6 protein-coding genes are annotated in these 13245 nt (G+C 49.2%); all 6 read right to left on the bottom strand.

The features are described 5' to 3' along the window. Window positions 1-123 precede the first annotated feature (123 nt). The gene (locus ACX1C1_RS12865) at window positions 124-1575 is read right to left on the bottom strand and encodes an SGNH/GDSL hydrolase family protein (RefSeq protein WP_458957464.1); all 1452 of its coding nucleotides are present in this window, start codon (window positions 1573-1575) and stop codon (window positions 124-126) included. Window positions 1576-1956: 381 nt separating this feature from the next. Then, on the bottom strand, window positions 1957-4023 hold the full coding sequence (locus ACX1C1_RS12860) for a hypothetical protein (protein WP_458957463.1): 2067 nt from the start codon (window positions 4021-4023) through the stop codon (window positions 1957-1959). Window positions 4024-4027: 4 nt separating this feature from the next. After that, window positions 4028-9541 carry a glycoside hydrolase domain-containing protein gene (locus ACX1C1_RS12855; protein WP_458957462.1) on the bottom strand — a complete coding sequence of 1838 codons (5514 nt, stop codon included), beginning with the start codon at window positions 9539-9541 and terminating at the stop codon, window positions 4028-4030. A gap of 115 nt (window positions 9542-9656) precedes the next feature. Next, on the bottom strand, window positions 9657-10544 hold the full coding sequence (locus tag ACX1C1_RS12850; RefSeq protein WP_458957461.1) for a carbohydrate ABC transporter permease: 888 nt from the start codon (window positions 10542-10544) through the stop codon (window positions 9657-9659). Between the two features lie 14 nt (window positions 10545-10558). Further along, window positions 10559-11416 carry an ABC transporter permease gene (locus tag ACX1C1_RS12845; RefSeq protein ID WP_458957460.1) on the bottom strand — a complete coding sequence of 286 codons (858 nt, stop codon included), beginning with the start codon at window positions 11414-11416 and terminating at the stop codon, window positions 10559-10561. Between the two features lie 106 nt (window positions 11417-11522). Next, window positions 11523-13208: an extracellular solute-binding protein gene (locus ACX1C1_RS12840; protein ID WP_458957459.1), complete on the bottom strand. Its 1686-nt coding sequence runs from the start codon at window positions 13206-13208 to the stop codon at window positions 11523-11525. Window positions 13209-13245: the final 37 nt, after the last annotated feature.

Genomic DNA, 13245 nt, shown 5'->3' with positions numbered 1-13245 from the left:
GCCAGAAACCAACGGGGCGGCAGTCGAACAAGAGGCGTACGCCTCGCTGTTCAACTGCCGCCCTTTTTTCTGCCTCTACAGCATAGCTGTTTCGCGATCCCATTCCAGCATACAAAAATCCCGCTACATAAGTAAATCAATGGCTTGCGAGAGCCGCCTTGCGATATACTCATTAACGAAAGGTGACGGATGAATGGTGTCGTCGAACAACAGCTCATAATCCAGTATTCCGTCATGGACGCAACTCTCAAAATAATGAGCGAAATCAATAAAACCGGCACCGCTTGTGCGAGCAAACTCCCTTGCCGCTTCGTAGTAATCCTCATAGCGGATAGGAGCCGATTGTTCGCCTTCAAACATAATCCGCTTGTCCCCCGGCGTCGTTAGGAAAAGATAGTCAGTACGCTTCTTTCCATCCTCATTTAAATGTCGGCTTAACTTGTCTGTTAATTCATGCAAATGGCTAGTGAATACCGCAAGCGGCGTTTGACGAAGATACTCGTTTACAATCGGCGCCTGAATCACGACCAGAGTTGGTGTAAAGGGAACATATCGAAGCAATTGATTCATATGCGGCTGAGACTCATCGTTATAACTTGGCGTTCCATCACCCAGCCATTGACCGACCGTATGACCGCCCATCGAAAAATTACGAACATTGTTACCGTCGAACACTACGCCACGCAATGCGACAATCGGACATGACAATGGTTCATGCTCCGGTTCGAACGATTTCGCTTTCGTATTCGCGCCGGCATGGGCAAAACGGAGACGCCCCTTTTGTTTCTGCCCATAATTGATGCAATAAACGACCTCTGCCTCACCCCCGGCAAAGTATGTATCTATTATAATGCGTTGACCATGCAAGACTTCGACTTCACCTCCAGCGGCGGGAATATGCGTACCCGAGACCAATCGCGTAACCTGAGGATAACCTTCACGGGGAGGATAGACATATCCGCTTGCAAATTCCTTGACTCCCCCGAAAGTTTCGAAGCTCACCTCCAGTCTCGCTCCCCAACTGCTCGCAACAACACCGATATAGAGCTTTGTAGCATACGAGGTCATATCCCAATTCAGCATAGACTCTCCTACTCGACGCTCTGGCAGCACGATCAACTCTTCGCTGAATTTGTGATCCGTAGCCAGGTAACCCCAGGTTTTGCGATCATCCCGATCGCTGGCTCTAGGCGCATAGATACCTGTTGCATTATATTTATCACGGATTGGGCGTGTCATCCGTACAACCGGACCGCTCCCGCTGCTTGGAGCGAATCCTGCCGTCGGATGGCTATAATCTACCTGACCTGAATCTGCTACATACCATCCGTATTTGCCAATGATATGTTGACGCAGCCTGCCGTAAAAACCATTGCTGTATGGAGCGGCCATATGCGGGCGTTTAGCCGAATGAACATCGTATTCCGGCGAGCCTTGGCCCCAGCCGTGGCTGTCGCCTAGCAGCAGTATTTCGGCATCCGTTGTAAGATGCGTTCTGCGCCTCTCTGTAAGCGCAGGGAAGTTGCCCGCCGTTAAATGGAATACATATTTTGAAAAAAAGTTGAGTTCATCCACTGCTACTTCTCCTCTGTTTTTGCTTTATTTTACTATTCCACTCGAAAAATTGTCAACAATCTACTGTTGTCAAAAATCAAAAAAACAAAGGCCGCACTAAATGAGAATCTCATCTCGAAGATTTTGACATCCGACGGTTCGTTTTTTCGTTCCACTCGCGAATATGCTGCAGCCATGCTCTGGAGGCGTGGGACAAATAATGCTGTCGACTCCAGAAGTAACCGAGAAAGATCATCTTAAAGAGCACGAGAGGATCAATCGCCGGACGCCATTATCTTGGCAATATAGGTGGCGAACCTTTTCATATAAGAATGGCTGTCGAGACTTCTCGACAACCTGAAAGGCATAGGAAAATTCCTATGCCTTTCGTACTCATTATGATTATGCGTTCTGTATCGCCTGATCGCTTAACCGCAAAACCAGTGGCTGCAGCGTAGTAAACGATCCTCGGATATTCATGATCTCCCTATCCTTCAATGATACATTGTCATCCAGATCCAGCAACGTCCAGACACCGTCTTCTTGCAAACGGTGGACATACGGCTTGCTCCAGCTCGCATCGATGGTTAACGAAACTTGCTCAAGCGGATCGAGACTCAAATTGTACACAGCAATCAGCTTGTCGCCGGTCTCAGGATGTTCTTGCGCGCTGACGAACACATTCGGAGCCTTGGCCGCATAAACCGGCAGCTTGCTCCTCCCTAACCATTCCGTAATACCTCTGATCTGTTCCTTGCGCTTATAGTTGAAAATAGATGCCGAAACATTCTGCTGCAAGTCATATGCCATTACCGCAACCCGACCGCCCAAGCTATTTTCATATAGTGTAACCGCAGGAACGATTGCTTCTTCGACGTCGTTCCAGAACTCTGACATGACCAGAACCTCCGGATGCTGGCACGCAATATGGAATACACTCGAATATTGCTGAACAGCCTGTGCCAAATTGGTAAAATACATCGTAGTCCCAGCCCCTGGATCCGTCCATTCATCCAGCTCCGTCAATCGTTCGCTGACAAGCGTATCGAGCAGCGCAGCTTCGAGCTCTGTCACATTAACGCCGAGCAAATCTCCATATCCTCTGCGGCATGCGTACATGGCGGCAAGTCCGTCCAGAAATACACCGCCCGAACTCAGCAGCTCACGCAGCTCCGCATCGGACAGATCGAGAATATGCTCGCCGCAAATCATCACCGGTCCCTTCCCTGCTTGAGCGGTGTAGGGAATACCCATCTTGCCTAATACCGAGGCCCATGCCGATGTCACCAACACGTGGGGGTGGTTGCCGACAATAGGCCGATGCACATGTGCTTGAGGTCGGTACAGGAGATGCGGTCCGACCATACGATAACCTTCCACTGAACGCTTCAGCTCGGTAAAAAACGCCCTGTTTCGAGCGATCATCCGGAAGTAGCCTTCCTCCTCGAGCGGACCATCCGTATATTGCGTCACATAAGACAAGGAGCCGTCAAGACCGTAGAATAATGCCAGCGAAATAAGCGCGCGCAGCTTGGTCGCCGAAAAAAAGAAACGTGAATGCGGGAACGGATCGGATTCGTGAATCAGCTCAAAATCTTCGCCCAGCGTCTGCTTCGAATGAAGCATATGAAAGGTCAACGTTGCAAATTGATCCGCCTGATCGCTGCTGTAATCACTGCCGAACAAACGGACGAGCGGTTTCGTCGTCCCTGCCAATGCTTTGGCTACGTCTTCTGTCAGATTGCCGTCCACATCGCAAACATATGGCTGACATAATGCCATACGCGTTTCCGGCGCGATCTCGTCAACCGCTCTCCGCATGCCGGCCGCCAACTCCACAAGGGAATCCCTCATCAGGTTCGCCCATACCTTTCGATATTCCACAGCTTGATCGCCGCCTAAGCGGAACTGTGCCTCAAGCTCTTCCCTGGATACCTCTTTGCCTACAAGCTTTGAGAACCGCTTCATATGCAGCGGACAGAAGCAGCCAAATCTGACGATCCCCTGATTGCTCAGCTCATAATCATCTTCGAAGAAAATATAAGGCGGTCTGCCCCGCTCAACTACCGTTTTCATATATACGTTCATCGATGCGATGAACTGTTCGTCCAGCGGACAATATGCCCCTTTGGAAACAGCGCCGTCGACGCCCATAATTTTATGTGCCTGCGCATCTAAGCTGGATGGCAACAACTCGATCGACAAGCTCGGCGAGCACCACCAACCTACTTCTATACCCTCGGGTGCCAAAGCTTGACCTACTTCGCCGACGAGATCGCCGAAGGCTTGGAACGATTGCAAGACGGCAGACCCTGTCGCCTCTCCATCCCACACCGGAAAACAGAGAATGAATCGGCGCAGCCCCGCTTCCCGGTTTAGCTTTCTCATGGCTTCTATCATGATTTCTTTTCTATTTTTTATAAACAAGATCGGAACGATTGGATCAAATAAAAAGTCCTTTATTGCCACAACACTACATCCTCTCCACGTTCTTCAAATAGTTATACATGGCTTGTGCCGCTTCAGCACGATTAACAAAAGCCTTTGGCGCGAACTGGTTATTTCCTCTTCCTACCATGATGCCGCGCTCTGCCAAAGCTTGCGTCGCTTCCTGCGCCCATGGAGAAATTTGTGCGTCATCCGAATAGCTATGCGACATAGAAGACTGGAGCGCTTGCTTTGATTGCCACTCCATAGCTCGCTTAAGCATAACCGCCATCTCCTCCCGCGTAATTGACGCATGTGGAGCAAAGTTACCTACGCCTTGGCCCTCGATCAATCCAGCCTGTGCCGCAGCATTGACCGCGCCTGCAAACCATGCACCGGAGCTTACGTCTGCAAACATGCCGCTTCCGCTCTCTGCAAGCCCCAGCGCTCTCGCAAGCATTGCAGCAAATTCAGCGCGTGTAATCTCTCCGGCAGGTGTAAACGCTGTGACTGATGAGCCTTTAACAATTTGTCTGGCGGCAAGCTCTTGGATCGCATCATGAGCCCATTGGAACTTGGATAAATCATCGAATTTCTTCACAAACAACAAGCCGGCTATCCTGCCTTCTTCCAGCAGATGAACGGTTATGCGACCTTCGGATAATTCACCCTTCAAATAAACGAGCTCTCCGTTCGCTTCTATACGATATAGATGGAGGTTTGCCGTTTCTCCCGAGAACGGCCAGGTAAGCGTCAGTGGCGTGCTGAACGGCCGCACCGCTTGCTCGTTCGCGCTTTGTTTCCATGTTACCGACACGCTCCATACCTGGTCCTGCAAGAGTAGATCAGCGTTTTGTTTGTTGGCAGCGAGCGAAACAAGACTTTGACCTTCCTTCTTCGTCGCGGCTTTCAGTTCGAGCGTCAGCATGTCGGAGTCGGCCGCTTCGTCCGACCTCAGCATTTCATCCACCCATTCGGGACTCAGCGTAAGCTGTGCGTCGCCCTGCCCAATAATCGTAAGCGGCTTATGCTGCGCAAGAAGCTGCTTGAGCAGCTCAATCGAGATAACTGCCCTCTCTTGTCCTGCTCCAAGCGTAATTTGCGGCTGCTGCGATACAATATCCTGCAGCTTCAGAACATACTCGATTGTAGATCCGCCATTTTCTGGCGTGCCTCCCGTATTGCCGCTGCCAGTGGATGGCTCAGACGGTTCTACCGAGTTGGCTGTCCACTTCGCATATGCCGTTACATGGCCTGTGATCGGCGCCTCGAAGTCGAACGCAGTGACATAGGTTTCATCCGTATACCAGCCGCTGAACGTATAATTCACTTTCGTCGGGTCGGCAGGCTTTGTCGCCTTGCTGCCGTGGGTAACGGTTTGATCCGTCAGCGATGTGCCGTCATTGGTCTCAAAGCTCACCATGTAGCTGTTTACTGTCGGCAGCGCCTTCAGCTCAAATGCAACATAGTTTACCGTTGTCAATCCATCCGAGAGACCGTTGTCCGCCAAGCTGAGCGCTACTCCGTTCGGATTGAGCGGTAGCACCAGATTAATATGCGCCGTAGCTCCTATCCGCTTTCCAGCTTCAGCCGTGATGCCGATCGTGGTCCAAGGAATGGCCATCTCGACCTGATAGCCGTCCGCTGTACGCGTGCTCTGTTGTATAATTCCTTGTGTCAGGCTGGCATTCGCAGCACCGTTGTAATAGGTTACAGGATCATCAACCCTGATTGTGTATTGATGAGTGCCGCTATCGCGCGTTCCTTGAACGAAGTTGCTGTCCACAAACAATTCGACACTTGAATCTGCCCACACCGGATTCGTAGTCGTGGATCTGATGTAACTATCCGCTACATCGAAAGCCGCGTACAAATAATCGGGGCTCCATAGTAATCCCAGTCTGCCGCCATTGTTTGAATCCAGCAATTGGCCAAAGGCTTGATAGCCAATATTCCAGTTTGTTTTCCAGACCGCTTCATTGATTTCGCCATCGATCTCTATCTCAGTGTCGTGTGCGCCTTCAAGTCTATAAATCTTTTTTTCTTTCGCAAATCTTTTGGGCAGCCAGGCCTCCGAGGTTTCCGGGTCCTGCGAGCTGCTCGTTGTCAAGGATAGCTTGCCTGCCGCTGGAGCGTTGGCGTCATTAACATTCTTATCATTCACATGAGCGGTGATGCCAATAATATTATCTTCTATCGGCGAAATGCCGAGCGAGCTCCACGGTATGGCAACCTCGATACTATAGCCATCAGCTGTAGTGGAGTAGCCATATATAACCCGTTCTTCAGCTTTGGGCGTCTGTCGATATACGTGTACCTCATCGTCATTTACTCGGAATACATAACGTACCGTGTGATCATCATAATGGCCTCGCTTGCCCGTTCCATCCACATAAATTTCGACCGAGTCGTCATCCCACGGATTCGCCGCACCAGCATTCACAATGTGCTGATCCTCTACCTCTACCGCTGCAAACAAATATTCGTCATTGTAGGAGAAGGAGGCTGAAGACTGAATATCCGTCGTACCCGATCGATAAGTCAGCGGCGCTCGCGTATCCCAGATTTGCTCCTGCAGCTTGCCGTCGGCGTATGGGAGCGCTTGGCTGAATGGAAGATCGTACTGCTTCATCGCCTCTGTATCCACGCCCAGCAGATGCAAGTCGCTGAAATAAAAATCCGCAGCTTGTTCGCCTTGCCATGTCCAGAACAGAATAGAGGAGATTTGAGATTTGTTATTTTTCAAGAGCGACACATCGAACGAAAAGTGATTGCTGCCAGGACGAAGCGTCCCGAGCAAATGGTCAGACGATGCGCCCATGCTGTCAAATAATTTGATGTACATGAATCTGTCCGTACTGTCCGCATTAAATATATCGACTTCTATCGTTTGCGCCCAACTCAAATCCTTTAACGTTTCGTTTACCGGAATTCGGATGCCTGGATAACGTTCTTGCTGATTGTTTGCAGGAATGGTCACCTGCAGAGCTTTGCCGTCTCCCGTTGCATGCTCCTCCGTCACGCCCAAGATCGTAACGCCGTCCTCAGCGGTAATTCCGCTAATCGATCCCTCATCCTGGAAATTATGAATGACCTTTTTCAGCATAATCGGCTCAAGCCCGCGTGATTTCAACCACACCCGTTTCGTCAGCGTGCGCTCGATGCCGCCTTTCGTCAGCTCGATAGATAATTCATTCATGCCTAGATTAAAGTCCATCACATAACGATATTGGTCGCTCACGTTATTGCCGGGAATTGATTCAGCAGGAACAGACACGTTATCTATTAATACTACTGTCCCCTTTTCGGTGTATACAACGACTTCCTTTTGAGATTGTTGATTAGGCATATCCCTGAACAGGACAAGCGCTTGCGGATTCAATGCCAGCTCTTCGATAAAATCGGAGATTTCGCTTCTTACCTGCTGCAGGTCTTGCGGATTTTTGGTAAATGCTTTTACATTCGTAAACAATCGGTCATAGTAAGGCTGGATTAATTCCTTGGCAGATACTTCTACTCCTAGCTGCTGAGCAGCTTGTTTAATCCGCTCCTCGAGCAGCCACAAATATTCGAAATCCTGGTTTCCATCGCGAATCGCCTGCAGTCTCAGCGTAGCGATCGGGCTGTTCATGCCGTATTTGTGGCCAGGGTACATAAGAAAGCCATCTCCGTTGGCGCCATGGAATGCCAGAGGATCATTCCAAATATCTCGCGCTACATACGATGCTCCGTTCCATTTGGCATAAAGGTTAGACAGCCAATACAAATTCCCTTCAATTCCGTAAGAACGCTGCATCCACGGGATGAGCCGCGCGCTGATCAGATCATCATCAATATGGTAGGTAGGATAAGGATGAGTAGGTATGACACAGCCGTACCACCACATATTTCCACCGTTTGCTTGAAAATTCTCTACCTGCTCCAAATACTCTTCGCTTTCGAAATCTCTATATAATGGTGCAAACGTATTAACATCATCGCTGAGATCTGGATGGAGACCAACCGTAACTATATGTCTTAAATCAGGATCGATATCCGCGATTTGCTGGCTTCGAAGGTTAACCAACGGGTATTTTTCCGGACCCGGCTCATCAATTTCTCCCCCCAGATAGTAATAAGCTTTATCGAACAAACCTTTATCCTTCAAGCTTTGAACCAGCTTCTCCGCTCGGCTGTCCTCGCCGTTTGGCCCTTTGTCAAAATCGCCTATCGTATAAGGAATATTGAATGCCGATACGCGTGGATCATTGACGTAAGGCGCAGCCATATCAGCATAATTGTCGTAATCATCTGACGGAATAGGCAGGTAGGTTGGCGTCACGTGATAGTTCAGTAGAAACTCATAGTAGTTCCGCATGACCTGCCAATATTCTGACGAGTCCTCTACCAATCCCGGGTAACCATATGAAAGGTTCCAGCCACCCCATACCGCAAAAGCAGTTTGCGCATGATTTTCTACCGGCAGTGCAAAGTCTCTGACCTTTACCGAAATCGGCACTTGCTGCACTGTACCATTGGCCGTAATCGATATGGTTCCCGTATACAATCCTGCTGGCGTATTCTCATCGGTCTTGACGGTAAACCAGATCGCTTGATTGTTTCCGCTTTGCACCTGTATCGACCCATGCAAGGCCATGTATGGCGAATAAGGAATTAAAGCATCCGGATACCAACCGGGCTCATAAGCGCCATTAGACTTGCTCGTCGTTTCGACATAATGCTGCACGAACTTCTCAATCTGACTTGCTGCAATGGTTCCATTGCCCGAGGTCAAATCCGAAACTTCGGCGTTGGTGATATTTACAATGCCATCCTCAGCAGTTAACAGCACCTGTCCGCTCTGATATTCACGTCTTGCCATCTCCAAATGTATGGAGGTCGATGCAAGCGGTGCAGCATCGCGTTTCAGATTCGAGATGCTCGAAGCTGTCCATACGTGATAGGTGCCTTCTGTCGTGTCGGGGTCGCCAGCGTTTAATTGAACAAGCGACACATCGTCGAAGTATGCCTTGCCCGTACCTCCTGTTATTAGAAGGTATGGCGTCACTTGTCTCATGCCAGGCAAAATCTCAAATCGGAAGACAAGCTTCTGCCATTCGCCTGTAATGTCAGTCTGGACCGTCATTCGCGATGTCATCCAGCCATTGTCGCCGTAATAATCCAAATTTACCGCAGGCCGTCCGGCCATATTGGGATCGTCCGCCTTGACCCATACGGACAGCTCGTATTCTTTGGAATCGTCAATCGGTATGTTAGACCCGTATCTCCAGTAATAGTTCCAGGATTGCGTATCTCCGCTATTCGGATATTCAAAATAGATGCTGGAGTCGCCGGCATACTTAATATCATTGCTGATTCCAAAATTGGCGTTTCCCGAATTTCCCCAACCGACCGGCAAACCTCCTGCCTGCTGTTCAAACCCTGCGTTTTCGAACAAATTTACGGCTGCCGCTGCTGCATGCTTTGGCCCGCCACCTGCTCCGGCAAATACCGGGACGATTAAACATAAGATCAGCCATTGCATTGCCCAACGTTTGCTCTTGCTTCTCCAATTTGCCATCTAGACTCACTGCTCCTTTTCATCCTGATAAAATGAGAGCGTTTCCAAATATAATCCCCGAGCTCCCTCAACCTGCGGAGGAGCTCCGTTCAGCTGCTTTCATCGCAATGAGCAATTATTCCTTTACGCTCCCCATCACGATGCCTTTCATAAAGAAACGTTGCAAGAACGGATAAGCGAGCAAAACGGGAAGTGCTGCAATAAAAATTTGTGCGGCCCGGCCTGTCCGGCTATTCACCCGCAAATATTTCTCAGCTTCCTGTGCGCTCATATCCGATAAATCTTTGGAAACAATCGTTGTTTGCAAGAAGGTTTGCAAAGGATAATTTTCAGGCTGATTCATGTAGATGAGACCGTCGAACCAGCTGTTCCAATGCAAGATAATTGTGAACAACAGCACTGTCGCAAGTGCAGGCAGCGATACCGGTACGTAGATGCGCCACAGAATCGTCCAATGATTCGCTCCGTCCAGCTTGGCTGACTCCTCCAGCTCCTTCGGAAGATTGCGGAAGAAGTTGAGCAGCAGTACCACATTGAACACGATAATCGCGGACGGAATAACGAGCGCCCAGATCGAATCAATTAATCCCGTTGATTTGACCACCATATAGGTAGGAATCAGGCCACCGCTAAATATGATTGTAAAAACGAAGTACCAGGCATATATCGATCGGAACCGAAATTGCTTGCTGTCCTTCGACAACGGGTAAGCCAGCAGCGTCATGAGCAGCATGCTGATTGAAGTACCGAGAACGGTACGCTCCAACGTGACCCAGAACGCTTGGAGAAACGCTTTTTTTGCTAAAGCCGCTTCATAGGAAGCAAAGGTAAACTCGACCGGCCACAGCCTGACTGCTCCGGCCGATACGGCTTGAGCCGAGCTTAACGAAACGGCGAAAACATGAATGAGCGGAAATAGACAACTAAAGGCCAACAACGTCAGGAAGACCATGTTACCTATCGTAAAAAGCCGGTAGCCGATACTTTGTCGATACGACGGCATGACGATCACCTTCCTTAAAAAATTCGATAGTTGGCCAAACGATATGCCAAGTAATATGAGATCGTAATAAGCGTGAAAGATATTACCGACTTAAACAAGCCGACAGCTGTAGCTACGCCGTATTGGAATTGCTGTAAGCCGAGACGATATACAAATGTATCGATGATATCGCCCGTTTCGTATACCTGCGGGCTGTACAGGTTAAAGATTTGCTCAAAACCTGCGTTGAGGATATTTCCGAGGCTTAATACAGCCATCAGCACAATAATCGGTGTCATGCCTGGCAGCGATACGTGCAGGATTTGTCGCCAACGCCCGGCACCATCCACCTCTGCCGCTTCGTACAGCGTCGGATTGATCGAAGTTAATGCCGCTAGGTATACAATGGTTCCAAAGCCGAATTCCTTCCAAATATCGGACATGACGACTGTAAACTGGAACCAGCGATTATCACCAAGAAAATATATCGGCTCGAAGCCAAGCCAGCTCAGCATCTGATTGACGATTCCCGACGACGGAGACAATATGTCGATCAGTATCCCGCTCAAGATGACCCAGGACAGAAAATGCGGCAAATAAACAAGCGTCTGAAAGGTTCTGCGGAACAGCGATTGCCGGACCTCATTTAGCAAAATAGCTGCCGTGACCGGCACGACGAGGCCAAGCCCCATTTTCATAACGGCGATAACGACCGTATTGATAATAATGCGCGGCGTATCCGGCATAAGCATGACATATTGAATATTTTCCCACCCTACCCAGGGTGAATCGAAAATGCCTTTGGCGGGCAAAAATTTCTTAAATGCGATGATGGTACCTACCATTGGTCCATAGCTATAGATCAGAACGATGATCAAGCTTGGGAGGATCATCAAATGCAGCAGCCGGTTTTGTCTCCATTCCTTGATTAGCAGTCTGCTCTCCTCCTTGAGGAAAGGAGAAGGCCGTGAACTTCTCCTTCTCCCTCCGAAGCCATTGTTATTGTTGCGACTTGTACCAGTCGTTTACTTCTGCTGTAATCTGATCGCCGCCAAGCGACTTCCACTCGGAGATAAAGTTATCGTATTCGTCCACGGACGAGGCGCCCATAATAATTTTGGTAATCATCTCGTCCTCCTTCGCCTTAAGCACACTCATCTTATCGCCCATTGTCGGCGTAGGAGCGCCATAGAAGCCATTAAAGTGGAACAAATCCTTCTCGTAGCTGTCATTCATCATGGCAAATGTGCCTCCATCCTTGACAATCAAATACTGAAGCCAATTCGGGAAAGAAACTTCGCCTTCGATATATTTTTTGGCTGCTTCATACCTGGCGATCCGGTCTACATCCACGCCTAATATCGATTTGTCGCCTGTTTCCAGAGCTTGAGGGATCAGCTTTCCTCCAAGTATGTAAGCATCCATAGAGTTTACAACGATTGGATTGATGTCCCAGAAAAACTTGCCAGTATCTTTGCGCGCTTCTCCGAACACAAGAACGCTGTTCTCTTCTGTTGGGTGGAGGCTGTAATCAATCCACTCATTCAGCAGCTTGATAACCGCTTCCGGATTCTTCGCATTTTTGTTGATGACATAGAATCTGTCGACAGCCGCACTCGCCGGGTTTAGCGCTGGCTTATCGTCAATGGATGGGATCGGATAGACTTGCCAATCCTGAACAAGCTTCCCGTCCTTCACAGCACTCTCGAATGCGGCGCTGTACCAGAAAGCGCCATAGGTCAAGCCGACACGGTTATTGGCGATTAATTCAAGTTCCTTGCTCGTGTCCTTAACTCCGAATTCAGGATCAATTTGTCCTGCCTTGAACATGTCTTGCAGCTGCTTCAGCGCCGTCTTCATGTTCGGATCTATACTGCCGTATTGCAAATTGCCGGCATCATCCTTCACCCACTGTTGCGGATATAAGTGATTGCCCGCGAAGAAGCCGGACAATGCCAATGATTTGGACAGAGACAAACCGTATGCTTTCCCTGCGCCGCCCGTATCACGTTTCGAGAACGCTTCTGAGATCGCAAACAAATCCTCCATCGTCTTTGGTTCCGGCAGGTTCATCTCTTCCAGCCAATCTTTGCGAACCCAGACGTAGTTCATCGCGTTGAATGGGCTGTTCGTAACAGGAATCGCCATCAGCTTACCGTCAAAGGTACCTGCCTTCAGCTGTCTTCCGTCATCCTTCATAAACTCGTTTTTTGTATCTTCCGATGCAGCGTTGTCCCACAGCTCGGTTATGTCCATAATCATGTCATTGTCGACCAATTGTTTAAGATCGTTTATGCTGACTTTGTAGAAATCCGGCAAATCGTTGGATGCAATTGCAATTTTCAACTTCGAATCGTAGTCGTTGACAGTGCTGACGACCCAATCGTTTTTCAGCTTAATCCCCAGCTTTTCTTCGTAATAATTGTAAATCGTATTATTGTCGATCGTATCGTCCGGATCGAATGCCTGTTCTGCATCGATGGTGCGGATCGTTGTCAACTCGATCGGCGGATCGTACTTGCCAAGTGGGTCGATCGGTTCCGAAGTTTGACTTGCGGTTTCCGTCGCGTTAGAAGATGCGTTGCCTTCCTTCGTATTCGTATTTTGGCTGCTGCTGCAAGCGGTCAGCGTCAGCAGTATTGCAGACAAACATGTAGCCAGTACGACTTTGGTATAACGTTTCACATTTAGTTCCCCCTGATCTCATAGTGTTGTACCATGA

The sequence above is a fragment of the Paenibacillus sp. strain BS8-2 genome, assembly GCF_054483835.1.
The sequence above is the reverse complement of the archived record's forward strand: the minus strand, read 5'-3'. Positions and strand labels throughout refer to the sequence as shown.